General features: G+C 60.3%; 24 protein-coding genes. 7 read left to right on the top strand and 17 right to left on the bottom strand.

What is annotated here, in order from left to right:
* Position 1: 1 nt before the first annotated feature.
* Positions 2 to 1,099 carry a protein-glutamate methylesterase/protein-glutamine glutaminase gene (locus tag AC1DUP_RS10610; protein WP_113310277.1) on the top strand — a complete coding sequence of 366 codons (1,098 nt, stop codon included), beginning with the start codon at positions 2 to 4 and terminating at the stop codon, positions 1,097 to 1,099.
* Positions 1,100 to 1,155: 56 nt separating this feature from the next.
* Here AC1DUP_RS10610 and AC1DUP_RS10605 read toward each other — a convergent pair whose 3' ends face one another.
* A complete protein-coding gene (locus AC1DUP_RS10605) occupies positions 1,156 to 1,896 on the bottom strand; it encodes a 3-oxoacyl-ACP reductase family protein (protein WP_477832630.1) in 741 nt (246 codons plus the stop codon).
* A gap of 76 nt (positions 1,897 to 1,972) precedes the next feature.
* On the bottom strand, positions 1,973 to 2,551 hold the full coding sequence (locus AC1DUP_RS10600; protein WP_477832629.1) for a TetR/AcrR family transcriptional regulator: 579 nt from the start codon (positions 2,549 to 2,551) through the stop codon (positions 1,973 to 1,975).
* A gap of 210 nt (positions 2,552 to 2,761) precedes the next feature.
* On the opposite strand from AC1DUP_RS10600, the gene AC1DUP_RS10595 reads away from it, so the two are divergent.
* From AC1DUP_RS10595 to AC1DUP_RS10585, 3 genes are all read left to right on the top strand, one after another.
* A complete protein-coding gene (locus tag AC1DUP_RS10595; protein ID WP_113295345.1) occupies positions 2,762 to 3,562 on the top strand; it encodes an inositol monophosphatase family protein in 801 nt (266 codons plus the stop codon).
* A 113-nt stretch (positions 3,563 to 3,675) separates the two neighbouring features.
* Positions 3,676 to 4,773 carry a flagellar motor protein MotA gene (locus tag AC1DUP_RS10590; protein WP_477832628.1) on the top strand — a complete coding sequence of 366 codons (1,098 nt, stop codon included), beginning with the start codon at positions 3,676 to 3,678 and terminating at the stop codon, positions 4,771 to 4,773.
* Positions 4,774 to 4,776: 3 nt separating this feature from the next.
* A complete protein-coding gene (locus AC1DUP_RS10585) occupies positions 4,777 to 5,808 on the top strand; it encodes a peptidoglycan -binding protein (RefSeq protein WP_113295347.1) in 1,032 nt (343 codons plus the stop codon).
* On the opposite strand, the gene AC1DUP_RS10580 is transcribed toward AC1DUP_RS10585, so the two are convergent.
* The 5 genes from AC1DUP_RS10580 to AC1DUP_RS10560 form a co-directional block, all read right to left on the bottom strand.
* Positions 5,795 to 7,039, bottom strand: coding sequence for a DUF6596 domain-containing protein (locus AC1DUP_RS10580; RefSeq protein WP_113508410.1), 1,245 nt, complete (start codon positions 7,037 to 7,039; stop codon positions 5,795 to 5,797). The two genes, AC1DUP_RS10585 and AC1DUP_RS10580, sit on opposite strands and share 14 nt — an antisense overlap.
* A gap of 7 nt (positions 7,040 to 7,046) precedes the next feature.
* Positions 7,047 to 7,388: a YciI family protein gene (locus AC1DUP_RS10575; RefSeq protein WP_113295349.1), complete on the bottom strand. Its 342-nt coding sequence runs from the start codon at positions 7,386 to 7,388 to the stop codon at positions 7,047 to 7,049.
* A 232-nt stretch (positions 7,389 to 7,620) separates the two neighbouring features.
* On the bottom strand, positions 7,621 to 7,809 hold the full coding sequence (locus AC1DUP_RS10570) for a YegP family protein (RefSeq protein WP_113295350.1): 189 nt from the start codon (positions 7,807 to 7,809) through the stop codon (positions 7,621 to 7,623).
* Between the two features lie 173 nt (positions 7,810 to 7,982).
* On the bottom strand, positions 7,983 to 8,972 hold the full coding sequence (locus tag AC1DUP_RS10565; RefSeq protein WP_113310272.1) for a tripartite tricarboxylate transporter substrate binding protein: 990 nt from the start codon (positions 8,970 to 8,972) through the stop codon (positions 7,983 to 7,985).
* Positions 8,973 to 9,108: 136 nt separating this feature from the next.
* Positions 9,109 to 10,911: an ABC transporter transmembrane domain-containing protein gene (locus AC1DUP_RS10560; protein WP_477832627.1), complete on the bottom strand. Its 1,803-nt coding sequence runs from the start codon at positions 10,909 to 10,911 to the stop codon at positions 9,109 to 9,111.
* 193 nt (positions 10,912 to 11,104) lie between these two features.
* Here AC1DUP_RS10560 and rpmE point away from each other — a divergent pair, with 193 nt between their 5' ends.
* Entirely contained in the window at positions 11,105 to 11,326 is a 222-nt protein-coding gene (gene rpmE / locus AC1DUP_RS10555; RefSeq protein WP_007826526.1) for a 50S ribosomal protein L31, read from the top strand.
* Between the two features lie 137 nt (positions 11,327 to 11,463).
* Here the strand turns inward: rpmE and rcdA are convergent, their stop codons facing one another.
* The 3 genes from rcdA to AC1DUP_RS10540 all read right to left on the bottom strand — a co-directional run bounded on the left by rcdA (position 11,464) and on the right by AC1DUP_RS10540 (position 13,939).
* Positions 11,464 to 11,979 (bottom strand): protease adaptor protein RcdA, encoded by a 516-nt coding sequence (rcdA, locus tag AC1DUP_RS10550; RefSeq protein ID WP_113310398.1) that lies wholly within the window; start codon positions 11,977 to 11,979, stop codon positions 11,464 to 11,466.
* Between the two features lie 373 nt (positions 11,980 to 12,352).
* Positions 12,353 to 12,544, bottom strand: a complete 192-nt coding sequence (locus AC1DUP_RS10545; protein WP_113295352.1) for a DUF1192 domain-containing protein — start codon at positions 12,542 to 12,544, stop codon at positions 12,353 to 12,355.
* 114 nt (positions 12,545 to 12,658) lie between these two features.
* Positions 12,659 to 13,939, bottom strand: a complete 1,281-nt coding sequence (locus tag AC1DUP_RS10540) for an MFS transporter (RefSeq protein WP_113295353.1) — start codon at positions 13,937 to 13,939, stop codon at positions 12,659 to 12,661.
* 174 nt (positions 13,940 to 14,113) lie between these two features.
* On the opposite strand from AC1DUP_RS10540, the gene AC1DUP_RS10535 reads away from it, so the two are divergent.
* Positions 14,114 to 14,281, top strand: coding sequence for a hypothetical protein (locus tag AC1DUP_RS10535; protein WP_183850680.1), 168 nt, complete (start codon positions 14,114 to 14,116; stop codon positions 14,279 to 14,281).
* Between the two features lie 6 nt (positions 14,282 to 14,287).
* On the opposite strand, the gene AC1DUP_RS10530 is transcribed toward AC1DUP_RS10535, so the two are convergent.
* From AC1DUP_RS10530 to tkt, 7 genes are all read right to left on the bottom strand, one after another.
* Positions 14,288 to 15,208: a PhzF family phenazine biosynthesis protein gene (locus tag AC1DUP_RS10530; RefSeq protein ID WP_477832626.1), complete on the bottom strand. Its 921-nt coding sequence runs from the start codon at positions 15,206 to 15,208 to the stop codon at positions 14,288 to 14,290.
* Positions 15,209 to 15,367: 159 nt separating this feature from the next.
* Complete coding sequence (locus AC1DUP_RS10525) at positions 15,368 to 16,393, bottom strand: class I fructose-bisphosphate aldolase (RefSeq protein ID WP_477832625.1); 1,026 nt, start codon at positions 16,391 to 16,393, stop codon at positions 15,368 to 15,370.
* Positions 16,394 to 16,624: 231 nt separating this feature from the next.
* On the bottom strand, positions 16,625 to 17,821 hold the full coding sequence (locus tag AC1DUP_RS10520; protein WP_477832624.1) for a phosphoglycerate kinase: 1,197 nt from the start codon (positions 17,819 to 17,821) through the stop codon (positions 16,625 to 16,627).
* A gap of 81 nt (positions 17,822 to 17,902) precedes the next feature.
* A complete protein-coding gene (locus AC1DUP_RS10515) occupies positions 17,903 to 19,753 on the bottom strand; it encodes a potassium/proton antiporter (protein ID WP_113508405.1) in 1,851 nt (616 codons plus the stop codon).
* Between the two features lie 281 nt (positions 19,754 to 20,034).
* On the bottom strand, positions 20,035 to 20,544 hold the full coding sequence (locus tag AC1DUP_RS10510) for an N-acetyltransferase family protein (RefSeq protein WP_477832623.1): 510 nt from the start codon (positions 20,542 to 20,544) through the stop codon (positions 20,035 to 20,037).
* 130 nt (positions 20,545 to 20,674) lie between these two features.
* Positions 20,675 to 21,685: a type I glyceraldehyde-3-phosphate dehydrogenase gene (gene gap, locus AC1DUP_RS10505; protein ID WP_113295359.1), complete on the bottom strand. Its 1,011-nt coding sequence runs from the start codon at positions 21,683 to 21,685 to the stop codon at positions 20,675 to 20,677.
* Positions 21,686 to 21,765: 80 nt separating this feature from the next.
* Positions 21,766 to 23,739, bottom strand: a complete 1,974-nt coding sequence (gene tkt, locus AC1DUP_RS10500; protein WP_113295360.1) for a transketolase — start codon at positions 23,737 to 23,739, stop codon at positions 21,766 to 21,768.
* Positions 23,740 to 24,072: 333 nt separating this feature from the next.
* On the opposite strand from tkt, the gene AC1DUP_RS10495 reads away from it, so the two are divergent.
* Positions 24,073 to 24,348, top strand: a complete 276-nt coding sequence (locus tag AC1DUP_RS10495; RefSeq protein WP_112545050.1) for a DUF4164 domain-containing protein — start codon at positions 24,073 to 24,075, stop codon at positions 24,346 to 24,348.
* Positions 24,349 to 24,355 lie beyond the last annotated feature (7 nt).

Genomic DNA, 24,355 nt, shown 5'->3' with positions numbered 1-24,355 from the left:
TATGGCCAAAAAAGTCCGCGTCCTCATCATCGACGATTCTGCCAGTGTCCGGCAGACGCTGACACGGGTTCTGGAAGAAGACCCGGAGATCGAGGTCATGGGCGTCGCCTCCGATCCGTTCATGGCGGCGCGCAAGATCCAGGAGGAGATTCCCGACGTCATCACGCTCGATGTCGAGATGCCGCGCATGGATGGCATCACGTTTCTGCGTAAGCTCATGTCACAGCGGCCCATCCCCGTCGTCATGTGTTCCTCGCTGACGGAAGCAGGTTCGGAGACGCTGCTTCAGGCGCTGGAGGCCGGCGCTGTCGATGTCATTCTGAAATCGAAGATCGGCGCAGCCGACAGCCTCGCCGACGATGCGATGCGTATCCGTGAAGTGGTCAAGAGCGCTTCGCATGCGCGGCTTGCCAATGTGCGCCGCGCTGCGGGCAGCGTCCGTTCGGCTTCGGCGGAAGGGCCGGCCAAGAAGCTCACGGCCGATGCGATGCTGCCGCCGCCAACCGGCCGGGCCATGGCGAAGACGACGGAAATGGTCGTCTGCGTCGGCGCCTCGACGGGCGGGACGGAAGCCCTGCGCGAATTTCTGGAGGCGCTGCCGGCCAATGCGCCGGGCATGGTGATCGTCCAACACATGCCGGAAAAATTCACAGCGGCTTTCGCCAAGCGCCTAAACGGTCTCTGCGAAGTCGAAGTCAAGGAAGCAGCCGACGGCGATCCGGTGCTGCGCGGTCATGTGCTGATCGCGCCCGGCGACAAGCATATGCTGCTGGAGCGGCAGGGTGCGCGCTATTACGTGTCGGTCAAATCCGGACCACTGGTTTCCCGCCACCGCCCGTCCGTCGATGTGCTCTTCCGCTCCGCTGCCCGTTCGGCCGGCTCGAACGGGATGGGCATCATCATGACAGGAATGGGAGATGATGGTGCGCGCGGCATGCTGGAAATGCATCAGACCGGCGCCTATACCGTCGCACAGGACGAAGCGACCTCGGTCGTTTTTGGCATGCCGAAGGAAGCGATTGCCAAGGGCGGCGTCGACCGTATTCTGCCGCTTGACCAGATCGCCCGCGAAGTGTTGATCACTCAGCAGAAGTCCTGAGCTTCCAACGTGAAGCCCTTGTATGGCGGCGCAGATGCGCCGCCATTTGCTTTCTGTTAGGCGAGATAGCCGCCATCGATCGTCAGGCTGGCGCCGGTGATGAAAGAGGCTTCGGGGCTGGCCAGGTAGGCGGCGAAACTTGCGATTTCCTTGTCTTCACCAAGGCGGCCAAGCGCCATCAATTGTTGCAGCATCTCGTTGCTCTTCTCGTTCGGATTCATATCGGTCGCAGTCGGGCCGGGCTGGATATTGTTGACGGTGATGCCGCGCGGACCGAGATCTCGGGCAAGGCCGCGCGTCATGGCAGCGACGGCGCCCTTGGTCATGGAATAGACCGAGGAGGTCGGAAAACCGCTTCGCTCGGCGACGATGCTGCCGATGGTGATGATGCGCCCGCCTGCTTTCATGTGGCGTGCGGCCGCCTGCGTACCGGCAAAGACGGCGCGCACATTAACCGCGAACATGCGGTCGAAATCCTCGAGGGGAAAATCATCGACCGGGTTCAGCATCAGGATCCCCGCGTTGTTGACGAGAATATCGACGCCGCTGAATGTCGAGACGGTCTGTTCGACCGCATTCTGAACGGCTTTCGGATCAGCGCTGTCCGCCTGGATGGCCAGCGCCTTGCCGCCCTTTGCTTCGATATCGGCAACGATGGCCTTCGCCTTGTCGCCGGAAGCCGAATAGGTGAAGGCGACGGTCGCGCCGTCGCTGCTGAGACGGCGGACGATTGCGGCGCCAATACCGCGTGAGCCGCCGGTGACGAGGGCGATCTTGCCGGAAAGTGGCTGGGACATTGTAGTTTCCTTTCTGTTTTTGGACTGTTTAGTCTAGAATTAAGCACGCCAAATTGCGGTTAGGAGTGGTGTTGCTTTAGCGGAGGCTTCGAACAGCGAGGCGCGCTATGCCGAGGAGCATTTCGGGGGAGGCGCCGTTACGGGCACTGACTTTCATGCCTGACAAGGTCGAGCCGAGAAATTGAACGGCGTCGGTCGTATCGACATCATAGGCGACTTCGCCCCGCTTCTTGCCTTCTTCCAGGATCGACCGCATGGCGGCGGCAAGCAGGCGCGATGCCTTGTCGGTCAGTGCCGAGACTGCACTGTCGGTGCGTCCGAACTCGCAGACGGCGCTGACGCCGAGGCAGCCGCGACCGGCTTCGGTCTCGGGGCGGGACGCGAAGGCAATTAGCGTCTCTTCCAAGGCTTTCAACGGTGTCGTATCGCGGCGCAGATCGGCCACGAGTTGAGAGACGCTGTCGAGATTGTAGCGGTCGAGCGCTGCCAGATAGAGGCTGCGCTTGTCGCTGAACGTGTCATACATGCTTTGGCGGCTGATCTTCATGGCCGACAGCAAAGCATCCGTCGACGTGCCCTCGTAACCGTGTTCGGTAAACACGGTAATGGCCGCCTTGAGTGCGGTGTCGCGATCGAATTCCTTGTGTCTTGCCATAAGGGCTAAATAGGGTTTCCAGACTGATCTGTCCAGAATTATTTTGGGCTACCATGCATGCTGCAATCCTGCCATGCGGCAATCCCCTTGAAATTTCCGTGATTTTGTGGTCTTGAGGCCGCCAATCTATGCAGCGCTGTCGCTTCCGGCGTTCAGGGACATACCCCGCCCCTGACAGCGCGTCCCGTATTATCCAAGGAATATGTTCACATGGCCCGTTCAGCTCTTCTCAATGTCATGGTTCAGGCTGCCATCAAGGCAGGCAAGTCGCTGGGGCGTGATTTCGGTGAAGTGCAGAACCTGCAGGTGTCCGTGAAGGGACCGGGCGACTTCGTCTCGAATGCGGATCGCAAGGCCGAGAAGATCGTCAAGGAAGAGCTTCTCAAGGCTCGTCCCACCTATGGTTTCCTCGGCGAGGAGAGCGAAGAGATCAAGGGCACGGATGGCGCGCATCGCTGGATCGTCGATCCGCTCGACGGCACGACGAACTTCCTGCACGGCATTCCCGCTTTTGCAGTTTCCATCGCGCTCGAGCGCAACAATGAGATCGTCGCAGGCGTGGTCTTCAATCCGGCAACGGACGAGCTCTACACCGCCGAGCGCGGCGGTGGCGCATTCCTGAACGATCGCCGGCTGCGCGTCGCCTCACGCCGGGTGCTCTCCGACAGCGTCATCGCTTGCGGTGGACCGCATCTCGGCAGCAGCAACCACGGTAAATTCCTGATCGAGCTTCGCCACGTGATGGGTGAGGTCGCCGGCATCCGTCGCATGGGTGCGGCCTCGCTCGATCTTGCCTATGTGGCGGCCGGCCGTTTTGACGGGTTCTGGGAAACGGCGCTGTTGCCCTGGGACATGGCGGCCGGCATTCTGCTTATCCGCGAAGCGGGCGGTTTTGCGACCGACTGGGATGGCGGCACGTCAATCCTCGAAACCGGCGCGATCATCGCCGGCAATGAGCACATCCACAAGGCCCTGACGGAAGTCGTCAAGCGGCCCGTTCCGACCCGTTGACGCGCGTCGGAAACAGCCTGTTGTAAAGTCCCGCTTTTCGGCATCGCATACTTCAATTCGGCGCAATGTTGATCTAGTCTCCGGCTGCGATGAGTCCGGAGGCCCAGGAATCTATGGAAAATGTGAATGCGGCCGAGTTCGGCTCCACTGAGAAGACGGCCGGTGGCTACGCCTACAAACTCTCCAGTCCCATGTCGTTCTTCTGGAYGATGGTGTTGTTCCTTATCATCGTGGGCTTCATAGCGGCGATCCTGTTCCGGCAGACACAGACCGCCTTCATGCATAATCCGGGCCTCAACGGTCTCATCGTCGGCGTTCTTGCTGTTGGAATTATTCTCGTTTTCAATCATGTGCTGTCGCTTCGCCCGGAAGTGCGCTGGTTCAATTCCTTTCGCGCAGCAGGCAGCGCCGACAAGGTGAACCGCAATCCGCGGCTCCTTGCACCGATGCGGGCGCTGATCGGCAATCGCAAGTCCGCGGTTGCATTGTCGACCACGGCGTTGCGCTCCATTCTGGACTCGATCGCCAATCGTCTCGACGAATCGCGGGACGTTTCGCGTTATCTCATAGGCCTGCTCGTCTTCCTCGGCCTGCTCGGCACCTTCTGGGGTCTCATCGGCACGATCGGATCGATCAGCTCGGTCATCCAGTCGCTCGATGCCGGCTCGAACGGCACGGGTGATGTGCTTTCGACGCTCAAGGAAGGGCTTGCCACGCCCCTTTCAGGCATGGGCCAGGCCTTCTCGTCATCACTTCTCGGCCTCTCGGGTTCGCTGATCCTCGGCTTCCTCGATCTGCAGGCCGGCCGCGCGCAGAACCGTTTCTACATGGAGCTGGAAAACTGGCTCTCCTCGGTTACCGATGTCGGCTCGGACATTCCGGTGTCTGCATTCGACGGCGTTTCCGGGGGCTCGTCGGAGGATATGAAGGCGCTGTCGGAATATCTGCGCAAGGTTGCCGAGGGGGACGGCCCGTCCAGCCAACGGTCGGTCGCGGCCATGGCGAGCCTCGCCGAAGGCATTCAGGGCCTCGTCAAGAACATGCGTAACGAGCAGCAGATGCTGCGCGACTGGATCGAGGTACAGCAGGACGAGGCGAAGGCGATGCGCCGAACGCTCGACCGGCTGGCTGAGCGCATCGGCGTGCAGGACCGCGGCAGCGAGAGAGCGCGTGAGCGGTCCAGCCAGGTCGAAAAAAGCGAGGGCAAGTAAGCCATGCCTCTTGCCCGCAACCGGCGCCACCAACGTGCGGTGGATTACTGGCCGGGCTTCGTCGACGCGCTGTCGACGCTGCTCATCGCCATCATGTTCATCCTCACGGTCTTCGTGGTCGGCCAATTCATTCTCAGCCGCGAAATCAGCGGCCGCGACGAGGTGCTGACGCGCCTGAACGGCCAGATCAACGAGCTGACGCAGTTGCTGGCTCTTGAAAAAGGCAGCAACCAAGACCTTCAGGATTCCGTCGCCAATTTGCAGGCTTCACTTGCATCAGCCGAGGGCGATCGCTCGCGGCTGCAGGCGCTGCTCAGTGCCGGAACCGGCGGCCAGGATGTGGCAAAGCAGCAGATCGGTACGCTGACGCAGGCTCTCGATGAGCAGAAGCAGGTGAGCGACCGCGCTCTCAGCCAGGTCGATCTTCTCAATCAGCAGATCGCCGCGCTGCGCAGCCAGATCGCTGCTGTCGAGGCCGCGCTGCAAGCCTCCGAGCAGAAGGATCAAACTTCGCAGACAAAGATCGCCGATCTCGGCCGTCGCCTGAACGTGGCGCTGGCCGCGCGCGTGCAGGAACTCAACCGCTACCGGTCGGACTTCTTCGGACGTCTGCGCGAAATTTTGTCAGACCGAGAAAACATCCGCGTCGTCGGTGACCGTTTCGTCTTCCAGTCGGAAGTGCTGTTTCCGTCTGGCGGAGCCGACCTCAATCCGGATGGCCAAACGGAAATGGCAAAGCTTGCCGCCGCCTTGCTCGACCTCGCCAAGGAAATTCCACCTGAGATCAACTGGGTGCTGCGTGTCGACGGGCATACGGACAATGTCGCGCTGTCAGGCTCAGGCCGGTACCGCGACAACTGGGAGCTTTCGTCGGCTCGCGCAACCTCTGTCGTGAAGTTCCTGATCGCGCAGGGCGTGCCAGCCGACCGGCTTGTGGCCGCAGGTTTCGGCGAGTTCCAGCCTATTGCGCCCGGCGATACGCCGGATGCGCGTGCCACGAACCGCCGCATCGAGCTCAAGCTTACCGAGAAATAACGGTCTGAAGCTTGCCGGTGAGGAAGGTGCGGACGGCGGGACTGTCGCTCAGGCCGATCGCGATCCTGTAGGCTTCCATCGCGGCATCATTCTCACCGAGTTCGGAGAGCAGATGCCCGCGCACCGCCCAATAGGGCTGGTAGCTGGCAATGGCACGTTGCTCCAGCCTGTCCAGTAAAACCAGGGCCGGGGCCGCGCCTTCGACCCTGCCGATGACGGCGGCGTGGCTGACCTTCGCGCCGAGTGTCGGTTTCATGGCAATCAGCGCCCGATAGAGCGCGACGAGAGCTTCCCAGTCCGTTGCCGCCGTCCGTCGGCGTGTGGCGTGGACGGATTGAATGGCCGCCTGGCACTGAAACGGACCGAAGCGGTCTAAAGCGCCGGCCTTGCGAAGCAGCGTATCGGCTTCCGCCATCGTGATCTCGTTCCAGAGGCGGGTATCCTGCTCCTCGAGCGGTCTATAGACGCCGTCGGCATCACGCCGCGCGTGTCTTCTTGACTCGCAATAAAGCATCAGCGAGAGCAACCCCATAACCTCCGGCTCTTCCGGCAGAATTGTCATGAGCGCACGGCCAAGCCAGATCGCCTCGCCGGTCAAGCCAATGCGACTGTCCTGCTCGCCATCGAGCCCGTCCCAACCCAAGCCGTAGGCGGCATAGATTGCCGAAAGCACACCCGCCAGTCGCTCCGGCAGGATATGCCGATCAGGAATGGCGAAGGGAATGCCTGCATCGCGGATCTTGATTTTGGCCCGCACCAGACGCTGGCTCATGGCATTCGGAGAGACGATGAAAGCTTGCGCGATAGTCTTTGCGTCAATACCGAGCACGGTCTGAAGCATTAGGGGTGTGTGGATGGACCCATCGATTGCCGGGTGCGTACAGGCAAAAAGAAGCTTCAGCCGTTCATCGGGGAAGACTGCGTTTTGCGCATCATTCATACGCTCCTCGGCTTCTTCGAAGGCCAGCGCAATGGTCTCGCTGGCATTGTCGCGCACGGTTCGATGGCGCGCAGCCTGCATGAGGTTGCGACGGGCTGCGGTGAGCAGCCAGCCCTCGGGATTGTCGGGAACGCCACGCTCCGGCCAGACCCGCAACGCGGCCGCCAGGGCATCGGACAGGGCATCCTCCGCTGCCGGAACGTTGCGGGAGCGGGCGGCAAGAAAGGCGATGAGCTTGCCATAGGAGTGGCGCGCCACCTTTTCGGCGGCGCGATCCGAATCTGATATCACAAGGGCCTCACGCGACCTGCAACCGGGGCCGTATTTCAACCGAGCCTTGTTCGGAAACGGGAACGCGTGTGGCCCATTCGAGCGCAGCATCGAGATCCGGCACCTCGATCACATAGAAGCCGCCGAGTTGTTCCTTGCCTTCCGGATAGGGACCATCCTGTACATCATGGTCCTCGCCCTTGCGGCGCACGATCGTGCCTGTCTCAGGCGGGGTCAGGCCGGCACCGGCGGTCAAGATCCCGGCTTGCACCAGTGCTTTGGTATAGGCCGTCCAGCCGTCGCGGTAGGCGGGGTCGCCGCGACGGACAAAGTCTTCTGCGGATTCACGGATGATAAGCGCATATTGCATCGGAAACTCCTGATCCTCTGATGGTGTTTGACCGGGCAAGCAGCATGTAAGGCCGAATTTGCCCATGCTGCAATGTTCCCGCGGCGCGACCTCATGCCGTTCCGAAACAATGAGGTCTCAGTCGTCCCCATTTCGACATTGCGGTCGAAAAAAATCGATCAAGGAGAAATGTGCGCGAAAAATACGCTGAGTGGGAAGTGCTGGAGGCGACTGATGCCGCCTCCGCTTCCGGTCAAGCTTCCGCCTTTGTCTGGTCCACCACATCCGCGCCAGGCGAATTCTTCTTGATGGATTCGATGGCGTTCACTGCGGATGCTTTCGCCTTGTAACCTTCGGACGAGAACATGGTCTCGCCGTTCGAAGCCTTGAAGCGGAAGCGGAATTCACCGGCCTTATCCTTGTAAACTTCAAATCTGTACATGGATCCCTCCTGGTAAGCTGAAATCGTGCATCAGCCTTTCGAAAGCTAGCCCAGAATTGCGAGCTTTTCCACTACCTTAATTAGAATTCAATTGCATGGCGTCCAATTGCCGCCGGTTGGATTGAGCGCAAGAGAAGGAGAGGAGAACGGCACGCTATCTCCTCTTGTTGCAATCACTCCATCTGGATATGGGCGCCGTCGACGACCGGTTTCCATTTCGCAAGCTCGGCCTTCACATGGGCGCCGAGTTCTTCCGGCGTGGAGCCGACGATCGTTGCGCTGAACTCCTTCATGCGCCCGGCAACGGCCGGATCGATTAGTGCCTTGTTTGCCGAGGCGTTGAGCCGGCTGACAATATCGGCTGGTGTCTTAGCCGGCGCAAAGAGCGCATTCCACGTGTAAGTCTCATATCCGGGAATGCCGGATTCGGCGATGGTCGGAACATCGGGGAAGGACGGTGCGCGCTCGGCGGTCGTCACGGCCAGGGCCCTCAGCGTACCGGCCTTGATGTGGCTCGACGACGAGGGCAGGTTGTCGAACATGATCGGCACCTGATTGCCGATGACGTCATTCAGCGCCGGTCCCGCTCCCTTATAGGGAATATGCTGCATGTCTACGCCGGCCATGCTCTTGAAGAGTTCGCCGGAAAGATGCAGCGGCGTGCCGTTGCCGGATGAGGCATAGCTGTATTTGTCCGGATCGGCCTTCAGAAGCGCGATCAGTTCCTGCACATTCTTTGCGGGCAGTTCCGGATTGACGACCAGCACGTTCGGAACGACCACGAGCAACGAGATCGGCGCGAAATCCTTCTCGGCATCATAGGGCGTCGATTTCAGGATCAGTGGATTGAGAGCGTGGGTCGCAACGGTGCCCATCAGGATCGTATAGCCGTCCGGTTCGGCGCGCGCGACGTTGTCAGCGCCGAGATTGCCGCCGGCACCCGCAACGTTCTGCACGATGACCTGCTGGCCGAGGTCTTCGGACATTTTCTGCGCGACGATGCGGGCGACGACATCAGTCGAACCACCGGCGGCGAAGGGCACGATCATGGTGATCGAGCGATCCGGAAAGCTCTGGGCCGATGCGACAGTGCCTGCGGCAGCGGCCAGCAGACCAAGGCCCAGCACCAGGCTCGCGCGACTGACAATATTGGAAAGCGCCATTCGAATCCCCTCCCATAGATTTCAACAGCAAAGACCCCACTCCTGGGCATAGGGAGGTTAGGGCAGGTTGCGGCAAAGGCAACCGCTGGCGGGGAGTGTGCCGATCAGACTTTAGTCGCTATGCAATGGGGGCAGCTTATTTGGCGGCCGCCAATACGTCCTCGTTGGCCGCATCGAATTGCAGCCGGGCGAGCTTCGCATAGATGCCGCCGTGGCGGATCAGGCTCTGGTGCGTGCCTTCCTCGACGACGCGGCCCTGGTCCATGACGAGAATGCGGTCAGCCTTCAACACTGTGGCTAGGCGGTGGGCGATGACAAGCGTAGTGCGGCCCTGCATCAGCCCGTCCAGGGCCCTCTGGACCAGCGTTTCGCTCTCGGCATCGAGGGCCGATGTCGCCTCGTCCAGAAGCAGGATGGGTACGTTCTTCAGGATTGCGCGGGCAATAGCGATGCGCTGGCGCTGGCCGCCGGACAGGGTAATGCCGCGTTCACCGACCTCAGTGTCATAACCCTTTTCCAGCCTGTTAATGAATTCATCGGCCTGGGCCGCCATTGCGGCAGCGCGCACCTCGTCGCGCGTGGCGCCTTGAAAGCCGAACGCGATATTATCGTGGATCGAAGCTGCGAAGATGGTGACATCCTGCGGCACGATGGCGATGCGCTGGCGCAATGCGTCCGGATCTGCCTGACGGGCGTCGATGCCATCGATCTTTACCCCACCCTGTTGCGGATCGTAGAATCGCAACAGGAGAGAGAAGACGGTGCTTTTGCCGGCGCCGGATGCGCCGACGATCGCGACCGTTTCCCCCGGCTGCACTGTGAGATCAAGGCCATGCAGAGCCGATCTGCCGGGGCGGGACGGATAGGCGAAATGCACGCCATCGAATTCCACGCGCCCCTGGGCGGGCGAGGGGAGAGGCTGTGGGTTCGCGGGAGCGGCAATCGGCGAAACCTCGTCAAGAAGTTCTGTCAGTCGGTCGGCCGCGCCCGCCGCCTGCGAAAGCTCGCCCCAGACCTCCGACAATGCGCCGAGCGAGCCGGCTGCGATAACCGCATAGAGCAGGAACTGGCCGAGCGTGCCGGCCGAAAGCGTGCCGGCGAGCACGCTATGGGCTCCAAACCAGAGAACGGCGACCACGCTGCCGAAGATCAGGGTGATGGCAATGCCTGTCAGCAGGGCGCGGGAGGATACGGCGGAACGTGCCGCCTGATAGGCGGATTCGACTGCCGAGCCATAACGATCGGCGGCCGCGACCTCGGCGTTGAAGGCCTGTACAGTGCGGGTTGCGGCGATCGTCTCATTGGCGAAGGCAGAGGCGTCGGCCAGCGTATCCTGCGCCGCGCGGGAGCGCTTGCGCACCGATCGCCCGCCGGCGACCAGCGGAAAGACGATGACCGGGATCGCGATGATGACGAGGCTCGAGAGCTTCGGCGAGGTGATGATCATCATGCCGAGCGCACCGATGCAGAGGATCAGGTTGCGGAGCGCCACGGAAGCCGTGGCGCCGACGGCGGATTTGATCTGCGTCGTATCAGCCGTCAGCCGCGAGACGATCTCGCCCGACTGGTTGACGTCGAAGAACGAAGGTGAGAGCCGTGTGACATGCGCAAAGACATCGCGGCGGAGATCCGCAACGATGCGTTCGCCGATGGTAATGACGAAATAATAGCGAAGAGCGCTGGCGACGGCGAGTGCGATGGCCATCATCATCAGCATGGCAAAATAGCTGTTGATGAAGGTACCATCGGCCTGGGTAAAGCCGTGGTCGATCATGCGGCGCACGGCAAGCGGTATGGCAAGCGATGTGACGGCGGCGAGCGCCAGCGAGATCAGAGCGCCCGCGACCAAGCCGCGATAACGTGCCACATAGGGTGTCAGCCTGCCGAGCGGTCTTAGCGAACGCGACTTCTTCTCCCCAAGTTCTGCCTGCTCTGCCAAATCGTCTCCGATCGCCGTCAAGACCGCGTATTGCGGCTTCGTTGGCCCTTGTTATCCGGGCGCCCTTCATGTATAGGCACCGCATCCTAATGGGAAGCCGTAGCCTTCACGACTGCGGCTTCATTTATTCAATCGGTTCTTTCCCCGCAACTGTCTGCGGCAAATTGAACCTCGGCATCGCAGGAAGATTGTCATGAAGGAAGGCATCCATCCCGACTACCACGTCATCAAGGTAGTCATGACCGATGGCACCGAGTACGAAACCCGCTCGACCTGGGGTTCGGAAGGTGCTGTCATGAACCTCGAAATCGACTCCAAGTCGCATCCGGCCTGGACCGGCGGTAACCAGCAGCTGATGGACCGCGGCGGTCGTGTTTCGAAGTTCAACAAGCGTTTCGGCGGCCTCGGCCTCTAATTCGTTTCCGGTTACGCGGAACATTCAAAAGCCCGGTCTTGTGCCGGGCTTTCTGTTTTGTGGGCCTATACCGGTGAGCAAACAAAAAACCGGCCGCGTTGCCGCAGCCGGTTTTCATAAAATTCTATGATGCCAGATCAGTTGTTGCCGAAGGCCGTCTGCAGCAGGGAAAGCTGGGCCTGGACGCTGTTCTGGTTGTCGGGAACGATCGCAGCTTCCGACGGGCGATAGATTTCGCGGTCGAGCAGAGCGATGCGGTTCTGCAGGCGAAGCGAACGTTCAACGAGGTCGCGGAAAGATTCCGGCAGGTCACCCCAACCCGGTGCGTTGCGGTCAACGTTGAAGCCGTCGAGGCGAACCTTGTTCTTTTCCGTCAGAACCTGATCGCGGGACATTTCGCCATTGTTGACAGCGCGCTGCAGGAGCAGCCAGGATGCCATCTGCATGAGGCGCGTGGTCAGGCGCATCGATTCAGCAGCGTAAAGGACCGAGGCCATGCGCGGCAGCACCTTGGCAGCTGCGCGGCCCTGGCCGTCGAGGTAGGATGCGGTTTCTTCGACGAGCGACATGCCCTCAGCATACAGCGTCTTGAACTGCGAGGATGCGGCAGCGCGACCCGCAAAACTGATCGTATTCAATCCAAGTTCCGACATCTCAAGAATCCCTGTTGCACGCATCTACTATCAGGTAACGCCGGTTTCCGTGGAAAAGTTTCCCAGGCCGGTCTTTATGATTTCAAGATGGTAGCTTTAACCTAAATGCGCAAGCCGTTTCTTAAGAAAAGGTTAATCTCCACAGTTTCGTGGAAAGGAGTAGGGCAGCGCAAAAAGAAGAGCCGCAAAAGCGGCTCTCAAGGTAAAACAGGGAGAAAAATCAGACCAATTCACCGCTTGGAAAACTGTCTGAGGTCCAGAAAGATCTGAACGGTATGAGTAATATCTTATAAAGCTTAATTTTTTATTAATATCGTCCCAATTTAAGACTTACCGAAAGTAATTTCGAAGCAATAGTTGCATGTCCACAGTCTTATGATCGGAAAAGGCCTTCGGCGGCAATCCGGCCGGACGCCTTCTTGGCGGCCTCGGCTTCAAGCCGCGCGATCTCGGTTTTCAAGAGTTCCACGCGCGCCTTCAGCTCGTCCACCGAAAGCATGGAGAGATCGGAGCCGATCTCGTGTGCGATCTTCTTCTGCGGTCTGTCGTCGTCCATGAAGCTCATCGTCGCTCCTCCTTTAACCGTGTTGCGATCTCCAGGATTCGCTTCCACGCTTTCTGTTTCAAGCATGTCACTTGCAAAACCGCTGCACAGTTTCGCGCGACATGCTTCAGTTCGTCAGCCGAACTTTACAGCAGGATCGCCGCTTTCGGGAGGCTTGTTGGAGCCGCGATCGGCAAGCGACATGCTTTGTGGCGTGAGCGTGGGAGATGTTGCTGTCGGGATCGTTGTATAGGCGTCGCGGTCGCTCGCCGGAATGGCTGCGCGAATGCGGCTTCTGATGATGGCGTAGGCGGTGATCAGAAGGTGGGCGAGCGCCGTTACCAGGAAGAGCGCATGCGGGCTGATGATGGACATGACCGGGCCGCCGATCGTCGGGCCGATGACGGTGCCGATGCCGTAAAGCAGCAGCAAGCCGCCCGAGACCTTCACGAAATCCTCCGATGAGGCAAAGTCGTTCGCGTGGGCAACCGCGATTGGATAGAGCGTGTTGGCGACTGCGCCGTAGAGAATGACGAGGCCGATCAGAAAAGCGGGGGAGGAAGGGTGCAGCAGGAAGATCAGCAGGCCGGCAAGGGCTGCGATGGCCGACATGGCGGCCAGCACGTAACGGCGGTCGATGCGGTCGGAGAGGCGCCCGGCCGGAAGCTGCATTATGGCGCCGGCAAAGATAGTGGCACTCATCATCACCGCAATCGAGGTATCGGAGAGGCCGGCACCCGCGCCGAAGACGGCGCCGAGCGTACCATAGGCGCCGTTGGCGATGCCGACGAGCAGGATGCCAAGGCAGGAGACGGGCGAATTGCGATAGAGCGCCGGCAGGTCGAGTTTCACTGCCTTCAGCGGTTGTGGCGAAGCGGCGGTCGAAAGCGTCGTCGGCAGCATGGCGATGCAGTAGAAAATGCCGCAGATCATGAAGAGTACCGGCGTGCGCACGTCTTCCAGCGGGATCATCAACTGACCGCCCACGACGCCGAGCAGGGTGATGCCGATATAGAGCGAGAAGATCGCGCCGCGGCTTTCATTGCTCGCCCGCTCGTTCAGCCAGCTTTCGATGATCATCGAGGTGCCGGCGGTTGAGAAACCGGTGACGGCGCGCAGAATAACCCACCAGACCGGATCGATGACTATGCCGCTCACCAGCGCTATGATGGCGATAATGGCGATGAAGCCGGAGAAGGCGCGGACATGGCCGACACGGCGCACCATCTTCGGGGCGACAAGGCAGCCGATGACAAAGCCCGCTGCCCATGACGTTCCGAGCAGGCCGAGCGTGGTCGTTGCATAGCCTTCGAGATTTCCGCGTACGGGAAGCAGAATGCCCTGCAATCCATTGCCCATGAAGAGGAAGAGCGTGCCAAAGAGCAGCGCAGCGACGGACAGCAGATTTCTTGTCATATCCCCAGACTCGGCGTGTTCGCTTTGAAAAGGACATAAGGCGAGACCTGCATCCGCCCAGTCCATAAGAATGTTGATTGTGCCCCGGAATGCCTTTACGGCGTGTAGATATTCTCTGTTCGCGTGAAAAAATGTCCGTCCTGTGACATTCTGATAGATGGAAAAAATAAAGCCATGACAAAGCTGATAGCTTTGCTGCTCATCCTTGCCATGGCAATCCAGATCATCAAGCCGCTCGGCTATCCGGGGCTGCGCCGCCGGATGGATTTCTGGAAGATCGCACTGATTGCCTTTGCCATCTGGGCGGTGGCACTGCTGGCGCGCGACTTCCTGGTGCAATAGGCAGGTTCAGTCTTTCAGGATGATCTCGCCTTTCATGACCGGCACGCAGCTTCCCGAGATCGTCACGTCGGTGACGGTTCCGGTTCTCTTGACGACATCAAGTTCGATGATGCTGCGCCGGGCCATTTCGACGCCCTGTTCGATCGTTACGTGCTGGCTGATGTCAGCTTCCGGCAGCAACGAGACGAGATAGGCGGAAAGGGCTGCCGATGCGCTGCCGGTCGCCGGGTCTTCGATGACGTTGTCCAGCGGCGCGAACATGCGGGCGCGGATCTTCCAAGGTGTCACGGCCGAGCGAACGTAAAGGAACAGGGAGAAATCATGGCTGCCGGTTACAGACTTGGCCGCAGTCTGGAAGCCGTTGATATTAGGGCTTGCAGCAGCCAGAGCCTCAAGGCTCTCGAGTTCGGCAACGGCAAATTTCAGGCCGACCGAGACGAGGACCGGGACATGTGTGTTCTTGCGGATTGACGCCGGATGGATAGAGACGCAGCCAGCGATGACCGCATCGGGTATCGTGTCTTCTATTTCAAGCGGTCGTGGGGCGCGGATCGTCGCTGCGGTGACCCGGCCTTCGCGGCGCTTCAGGGCGACTTCTACCAGACCAGCCTTCTCCTCGAACCGCAGCGTATCGTTGATGGGGCGGCCGAAGATTTCGCTCTGCTGGCCCAGTACATAGGCGGTGCCGACATTGGGATGACCGGCGAAGGGTATCTCCATCGTCGGCGTGAAGATGCGCACCCTTGCAGTGTTTTCGGGGCTCTCCGGCGGCAGTACGAAGGTGACTTCGGAATAGCCGAATTCGACAGCGATCTTCTGCATTGCCGCGTCGCTCAGCCCCCTTGCATCGGCCATGACCGCAAGCGGGTTGCCCTCGAAGCGGGTGGAAGTGAAAACGTCGACAGTGGTGTAGGACAGGCTGTTCATGGCGGCTCCGATGGTTGGGCGCCATGATTAGCGAGGCCAGCGGTTGCGGCGAAGGATTATCTTGTCGCCATGACAAATCGCCATCGCGATATGCAGGCGCAAAGAAAACAGGCGGCGAGGGTGTTCGCCGCCTGCATCATTCTCTCAAGCTTCAAAAGCTCATGCGGCCTTTTCGAGCTCGGCCTTCCAATTGCCCTTGGCGGCGAGGCTGTTCATTTCGGCGCGGTGCGTGAGTTCGCGCTGGCCGGCAGCGACATTTTCCGGCTTGCCGTTCCAGGCCTTGAGCGCGCTGTCCTGCAGGGCCCGGCCGTAGGAGAAGGTGACGAACCAAGGCAGTTCATAGCCGGAATTGATCGCCGAGAGATGGGCTGTCGCTTCTTCCGTGGTCTGGCCGCCGGAGAGGAAGGCGATGCCCGGAATGGCCGATGGGACCGTGCGCTTCAGCACCTGAACGGTACGTTCTGCGACTTCGGCGACCGAGGCCTTGCGGGCATTCTTGCCGTCGATGACCATGTTCGGCTTCAGGATCATGCCTTCGAGGCTGACGCGGGCATCGGCCAGTTCCTCGAACACGATGCGCAGCGTGGATTCGGTCACTTCGGCGCAGCGGTCGATATTGTGGTCACCCGGCTTGCCGTCCATCAGGCATTCCGGCTCGACGATCGGCACGATCCCGGCCTCCTGGCAGAGGGCTGCATAGCGGGCGAGCGCCTGAGCGTTGGCGCGGACGGAACCGCGGGTCGGCAGGGTCTTGGAGATGGCGATGACGCCGCGCCACTTGGCGAAGCGGGCACCGGCGTCATAATATTTAGCCAGACGTTCTGCGAGGCCATCCAGGCCTTCGGTGACCGTTTCACCCGGATATTTCGCCATCGGCTTGGCGCCAGTATCGACCTTGATGCCTGGAATGCCGTCGGCGGCTTTGATGATGTCGACGAAGGGCGTGCCGTCGGCAGCCTTCTGGAAAAGGGTTTCCTCATAGAGAATGACGCCGGAGATATATTTCTTCATCGCTTCGTCGGAGCGGAAGAGCATCTCGCGATAGTCGCGCCGGCTGGTTTCGGTCGATTCAAGATTGATCGCGTCGAAACGCTTCTTGATGGTGGCGGTCGATTCATCGGCTGCAAGCAGGCCCCGACCACCGGCAACCATCTTCACTGCAATGTCTTCCAGTCGTTCGCTCATCTTGTTCTCTCCACAATGAAACCCGGTAGAATTGATAATATAGAACCCGGATAACAGAAGTTTATAGGGAGAAAAAAGGGAGCGCTAAGTCGTTGAAACGATTGAAATGATTTCAATCGTTTGAAAGTTCGGGAATTTTTTCTTTTCTTGAGCAAAAGACCGCAGAAGCGTGCGCTTCCACGGTCTATCCTGCTGGAATATCTGTCGAATCGGCTTATCGATTAGCGCCGGTTAGCGGGAGAGAACGGCCACGCCCGGCAGTTCCTTGCCTTCCATCCATTCAAGAAAGGCGCCGCCCGCGGTCGAAACATAGGTAAACTCTTCGGCAACGCCGGCATGGTTCAGCGCGGAGACCGTGTCACCACCGCCTGCGACTGACGTGAGCTTGCCGGCCTTGGTGCGTTCGGCGGCATATTTCGCGGCGGCGACGGTCGCTGCATCGAAGGGCTCGATTTCAAAAGCGCCGAGCGGGCCGTTCCAGACGAGCGTGGTCGCGCGCTCGATCCAGGCCTTGACGGCATCGATCGACTTCGGGCCGACATCGAGGACCATGGCATCATCAGGAATGGCGTCGATGGAGACGGTCTCGTTGGCCGCACCTGCCTTGAATTCGCGGGCGACGACACCGTCTTCCGGCAGGACAATCGCGCAGCCGGCGGTGGCGGCTTCGATCATGATCTGCCTGGCGGTATCGGCGAGATCGTGTTCGCAGAGCGACTTGCCGACATTGGTGCCGCGGGCGGCGATGAAGGTGTTGGCCATGCCGCCGCCGATGACGAGCGCATCGACCTTCTTCACGAGGTTCATCAGGAGGTCGATCTTGGAGGAGACTTTGGCGCCGCCGACGATCGCCACGACAGGGCGAACCGGGTTGCCGAGGCCCTTTTCCAGTGCCTCAAGTTCGGCCTGCATGGTGCGCCCCGCATAAGCCGGTAAATGATGAGCAAGCCCTTCGGTGGAGGAGTGGGCGCGGTGAGCAGCCGAGAAGGCATCGTTCACATAGATATCGCCGTTTGCGGCAAGTGCCTTGGTGAAATCAGGATCGTTCTTTTCCTCGCCCTTATGGAAGCGGGTGTTTTCCAACAGCAGGATATCGCCGTTGTTCATCTTCGCGACGGCGGAAGCGGCAGCCTCGCCGATGCAGTCGGAAGCTGTCAGCACGGCATGGTCAAGCACCTGTTCGACGGAGGGGGCAACCAGCGAAAGCGAGAATTCTGCCGAGGGGCCATCCTTAGGGCGGCCGAAATGAGCAAGCAGGATGACCTTCGCGCCCTTTTTCGACAGCTCAAGGATCGTCGGCGCAACGCGCTCGATGCGGGTCGTGTCCGTGACCTTGCCGTCCTTGACCGGGACGTTGAGGTCGACGCGGACGAGAACGCGCTTGCCGGCGATGTCGTTGAGGTCGTCGAGGGTCTTGAAAGCTGCCATGGGAGGATCCATTCGTGGTTGGCGAAAGTTGCGCCGACCATAGCAAGGATCGGAGGAGACGCAAGGCAGTCGGCCGCCGTTTCAACGCGGGTTTTCGTCACGTCCTGCAGCACTTTCCGCCGTGGCTGCCTCATGTTTCTGGCGGCCTTTCATGCGGTCGCGAATGCGCTGGATAATATCGCGCAGATTGATGAAGATCGGCAGCGTGGTGGCTGGCTCGACAGCCTCCAGCGACATGCCGACAGAGGTGATGTGATCCTGATCGTCGAGGTCGCGGACGATGAGGATGAGCGAGCCGAGACGGACACGATCGGCGTAGTCCGCCTTGCCGCCGAGGCGCTGTTTCATCAGTTCGGCGATTGTCAGCCCCTTTTCGGATTCATTGAGAAGGCCCGGGCCATAGGCGGCATCGAGATCGGCTGCGGGGCGGGCCGGGGACAGTGCGAAGGCGCCGAAGAATTCCGCATCGTCGTCATCAACGGGAGCGCGGCTGGCGAAGAGGCGGTCGAGCAGGCGTGAGTAGCTGGGCGCTATGAAGAGATAGACGAGATCGTTTTCCCTGAGGCGGCCGGCATACTGATAACGCATCGACTTGCCGTCGCGGATCACCAGCGAGGGTGCTGCCCAGCGCGGAATGCGCTCGCCGCGCAGAACCGGACTGTCCTTGACGACGCGATAGGAAAGCAGTTCGTGATTGGCGGCACCCGGCAGGTCTACCTCCACCTTGTCGACCGCGCCGATGCGTGGAGGGATGATGAGGCCGAGGCGCTTGGCGACGGGTTTGATCGTCCAGCCTTGTACGAGCAGCGAGACCAGCACGATGATGAAGGCGGTGTTGAAATAGATTTGGCTGTGCTCCAGCCCGCCGAGGATTGGCATGATGGCGAGCAGGATGGAGACGGCGCCGCGCAGGCCGACCCAGGCGACGAAGCCGATTTCCTGCTGCGTGTAATCGAAGGGCAGCAACGACAGCCAGACGGCGAGCGGCCGGGCGACGAAGATCAGGAAGAGCGCGAGCAGGATCGCCGGCACGATGATAACAGGAAATTGCGAAGGTGTTGCGAGTAGGCCGAGGACAAGGAACATGATGATCTGGGCAAGCCAGGTCATGCCGTCCTGGAAGCGCCTGATGGTGCCGATCGCCTGCATCTTGCGGTTTCCGGCGTAGATGCCGGCGACATAGACCGCAAGGAAGCCGCTGCCACCCACCGCGCCGGTGAAGGAAAAGACGAGCAGGGCGAGCGCCAGCACGAAGATCGGCGTCAGGCCGCGATCGGTTTCCAGTCGGCCGGCGATCAGCACGATCATCATGCCGCCAAGCAGGCCGAGGATAACGCCAAGGCCCATCTGCTGGATGAACATGGCGAGCATGCCGATATTGATGCCGGCGTAACGTTCGCCGCTCGCGAGAACCTCGACCAGGGCGATGGTCAGGAAAATCGCCATAGGGTCGTTGGTGCCGGATTCGACTTCCAGCGTGGAACGCACCTTGTCGCGGATGTTGATACCGCCGATGCGCAGCAGGAAGAAGACGGCTGCGGCATCGGTGGATGCGACGATGGAGCCGAGCAACATACCTTCGAGCCAGCTGAAATGCAGCAGCCAGCGGGCCGCAAAGGCGAAGAGCGCTGCGGTCAGAAGCACGCCGACCGATGCGAGCGTCAGTGACGGGATTGCGGCGATGCGGAAGGCCTGCATCGGCGTGCCGAAACCGGAATCGAAAAGGATGATGGCGAGTGCGATCGAGCCCAGAACATAAGCGAGATAGTTGTTGCTGAATTCGATGCCGACACCGTCAACGCCTGCAGCAAGGCCGATCATCAGGAAGAGCAGAAGCAAGGGGGCGCCGAAGCGGAAGGCCAGCAGGCTCGAAAAGGCTGCAAGAAGCACGAGCGCCGTTGCGACCAGCACCACGATGTAAAACGCTTCCATGCCTACCCCTTTCGCTTCATCACGCCATCCCGAAGCCGCCCCGGCCTATTCTTCAACCCTCCGCGTCCAGCACGATCCGTTAGTAAACGGCAAAATGCGGCAGAAGGGTAGGCCTTGCGGCTTAACCTCGGCTGCATTGCTGCATCATGCTGCTGGACGGCCCTTGAAATGAGGGCCAGTGGAGAATGTTACGGGAGAAAGTCTGTAAAAAGAATGTATAGGCAAATCAGGCGAGAGCAGGGCAGATAGGCGGGGCACTGCACTTTTTGTTGATGAGGCTGTCAGAGGCCGCTTCGTTCCTTCTTCACCAGATATTGTTTCTGAATTCTGTCCACGGGGGTACCGTCGTCGAGAGGCACTTTTTCCATTACGTCATAAGTGCGGAATCCCATCTTTTCGTAATAGGCTAGCCCGCCGCCGTTATCGGCGCGAATGGTTGCGTTGATGAAGTCGATATTGCGTTCTTTCGCCACAGAAACTGTTGCTGAAAAAAGCGCGGTGCCGACGCCCGGTATCTTCGGACTCCGGCGAGCGAAGGTCCCGATGTCGGCCCATCCCTCCGGCCGGTTTTCATAGAGGCTCAGGAACTGAAAGCCGACGAGCCCGGATCCTGCTTGCGCTACATGACATGTGAGGGCGAATTCGCCGGTAATGAACCAGTCGGCCAACTGGTCGGGGGAAAGGGGAGCCTCCAGGGCAGTCGTGCCGCCGGCTTCGATGATCTCATTGAGAAGTCCGCTGAGTTCCTGTGCGTCATCAGCCGTCGCCTTGCGAATAGTGAGATGCGCCATGCTTTTCTATCCTTCCGTTGTTGCATGCAGGGTCGGGTACTTCGATTCCAGCCGCTCCGATCTTCTGTTTATCGCAGAAACGAAAACGGCCCGGTTTCCCGAGCCGTTTCCTGATCTCTCTGCCGGAAGCTTAGATGAGCTTGGCGAAGGCTACGGCCGTGTCGGACATACGGCTGGAGAAGCCCCACTCGTTGTCGTACCAGGACAGGACGCGCACGAAATTGCCTTCCATGACCTTCGTCTGATCGGTTGCGAAGATCGACGAGTGGCTGTCGTGGTTGAAGTCGCGGGAGACGAGCGGCTCGTCGGTGTAGCCGAGGATGCCCTTCAGCTTGCCGTTTGCAGCGGCCTTGATCGCTTCGTTGATTTCGCCGACCGAGGTGGCCTTCTTGGCAACGAACTTGAAGTCGATGACCGAGACGTTCGGGGTCGGAACGCGGATCGAGGTGCCGTCGAGCTTGCCCTTGAGGTGCGGCAGCACAAGGCCAACGGCCTTTGCGGCGCCCGTCGAGGTCGGGATCATCGAGAGGGCAGCGGCGCGGGCGCGATACAGGTCCTTGTGCATCGTGTCGAGCGTCGGCTGGTCGCCGGTGTAGGAGTGGATGGTCGTCATGAAGCCATGGTCGATGCCGACGGCGTCGTCGAGAATCTTGACGACCGGCACCAGGCAGTTCGTGGTGCAGGAGGCGTTGGAGATGACCAGATGCTCCTTGGTGAGCTGGTCATGGTTGACGCCGAAGACGACCGTCAGGTCAGCGCCGTCGGCAGGAGCCGAAACGATGACGCGCTTGGCGCCTGCCGTCAGGTGAGCGGCTGCCTTGTCGCGGGCGGTGAAGATGCCGGTGCATTCCATCGCGATGTCGACACCCAATTCCCCATGGGGAAGGGTAGCCGGATCCTTGATGGCGGTGACCTTGATCGGCTTGCCGTTGCCGACGGTGATCGTGTCGCCTTCGACCTTCACGGTCGCTGGGAAACGGCCATGGATGGAGTCGTAACGGAGCAGGTGGGCGTTGGTCTCTACCGGGCCGAGGTCGTTGATGGCGACGACTTCGATGTCGGTACGGCCGGATTCAACGATGGCGCGAAGAACGTTGCGGCCGATACGTCCGAAACCGTTGATGGCAACCTTGACTGTCATGTGCATTCACTCCCTAGAGGTGGGGCTTACAGATAGTAGGTGAGGAAGTGCCCGAAGGCACTTCCGTTGAAATCAGCCCGTTAAAGCTTGGCTTCTGCCGCGGCGACGACGGCGTCAGCCGTGATACCGAAATGTTCGAAGACCTTCTTTGCCGGACCGGATGCGCCGAAGCCCTTCATGCCGACAAACGAGCCTTCCGGACCAATGAAAGCATCCCAGCCTTCGCGAACGGCGGCTTCGACGGCGATCTTGACCGGTGAGTTGCCGAGGATTTCCTTGCGGTAGGCATCCGGCTGATCGAAGAAGAGTTCGGTGCAGGGAACGGAAACGACGCGGGTGCTGATACCCTTGCCTTCCAGCGTTGCGCGGGCAGCCACGGCCAGTTCCACTTCCGAGCCGGACGCGAAGATCGTGACTTTGGCGTCGGCATTGCCTGATAGCGTGTAAGCGCCGAGTTCGCAGAGGTTCTTCTCATTATACTCGGTGCGGACGGTCGTCAGGTTCTGGCGGGTGAGTGCCAGCGCAGACGGATGGTCCTTGCTCTTCATGGCGATCTGCCAGCATTCGGCCGTTTCGACGGCGTCTGCCGGGCGGAAGACCCGCAGGTTCGGAACGGCGCGCAAACCAGCGATCTGCTCGACCGGCTGATGGGTCGGACCGTCTTCGCCGACGCCGATCGAGTCATGCGTGAGCACGTGGATGACACGAATGCCCATGAGGGAGGCAAGGCGGATCGGCGGGCGGCAATAATCCGAGAAGATCATGAAGCCGCCGCCATAGGGGATAAGACCGCCGTGCAGCGCGATACCGTTCATGGCAGAGGCCATGCCGTGCTCGCGGATGCCCCAGTGCATGTAGCGTCCGGCAAAATCCGTCGGCGTGATCGAATGCATCTGGCTGGTCTTGGTATTGTTCGACGGAGTCAGGTCGGCAGAGCCGCCAAGCGTTTCCGGCACGAAGCCGTTGATGACTTCAAGCGCGTCTTCAGATGCCTTGCGGGAGGCGATCGTCGGCTTGGTCTCTGCGAGCTTCTTCTTGTAGTCGTCTATGGCCTTGTCGAAACCATCAGGCAGATCGCCAGCGAAACGGCGGCTGAACTCGGCCTTGGCCGGTGACTTGGAAAGGGTTTCTTCCCAGGCCTTGACGATATTGTCGGAGCGGGTGCCGGCAGCGCGCCATGCGTCGAGGATGTCGGAAGGGATGACGAAAGGCTCGTATTCCCAGTTCAGCGCCTTGCGGGTGGCGGCGATTTCGTCGGCGCCGAGTGGGTTGCCGTGCACCTTGTGGGTACCCTGCTTGTTCGGAGCGCCGAAGCCGATGACGGTCTTGCAGGCGATGAAGGTCGGGCGGTCGGACTTGTGGGCGGCTTCGATCGCGTCTGCGATGGCGGCCTGGTCATGGCCGTCGATCTCGATCGTGTTCCAGTGAACGGCCTTGAAGCGGGCGACCTGGTCGGTCGAGTCCGACAGCGATACGGCGCCGTCGATGGTGATCGAGTTGTTGTCCCAGAAGAGGACCAGCTTGTTGAGCTTCAGGTGGCCGGCAAGCGCGATCGCCTCATGGCTGATGCCTTCCATCAGGCAGCCGTCGCCATTGATGACGTAGGTGTAGTGGTCCTGCAGATCGGAGCCGAATTCCTCGCGCAGCTTGCGCTCGGCAATCGCCATGCCGACGGCATTGGCAATACCCTGGCCAAGCGGGCCGGTGGTCGTTTCGATGCCGGTGGCATGGCCGTATTCCGGATGGCCGGCGGTCTTGGAGCCGAGCTGACGGAACTGCTTCAGGTCCTCGACCGACATGTCCGGATAGCCGGTCAAATAGAGAAGCGAGTAGAGCAGCATCGAGCCATGACCGGCAGAGAGAACAAAGCGATCGCGGTTCGGCCAGTGCGGCTTCTGGGGATCGAAGCGGAGATATTTGGTAAAGAGGACCGTTGCCACATCCGCCATGCCCATCGGCATGCCCGGGTGGCCGGAATTCGCCTTTTCTACAGCATCCATGGAGAGGAAACGGATCGCATTCGCCATCCGGTCGTTTTGTTCGCGTGAGGTCATGGCTTTTCCGCTAGTTCCGGGTTTGAGGATGGCCTCGAGCCTGCCAAGACCATCAATGAGAGCGGTCGAGACATACCAGTTGGAACGGCCAAGTCAACAAAATGGAAGCCGTTTGGAGGCCGGGTGCGACGATTTTTGACATTTGACCGTCAAGTTTTACAAAAGACGAATCTTGTGTGACAGGCTTGTGTAAATCGCTCATCCACAGAATAGGGCGGGGTGCAGCGGGGAGGCTTTATTGACGTGCTCCGGGCTAGCTGCATATCCTCTTGAAAATACAGGGTCGGCGGCAGAGGCCGATTCGCGGGTCTTGTGCGGGGAACCGGAAAAGACATGACGCCTAATGGCAACATCATCGAAGCTGCGCTTACGGAGCTGAAACAGGCAATCTCGGGCCTAGAGAATGCCGTCGACATGCGCATCGAGCGCCAGCGTGAGCAGGGCGAGATCGAAGGCGAAGTCCGCCGCGTGCATGCCGACCGCTCGCGCCTTGCCCAGGAGCTCGACCAGGCCGAATTCCGCGCGAACCGGCTGGAAGAGGTCAATCGCGAGGTTTCGCGGCGTCTAGTGACGGCGATGGAAACGATCCGCGCGGTTCTTGACCGCTAAGAGGACT

Source organism: Rhizobium sp. 01L419 (assembly GCF_056400025.1).
This window is presented reverse-complemented; position numbering and strand designations above follow the sequence as displayed.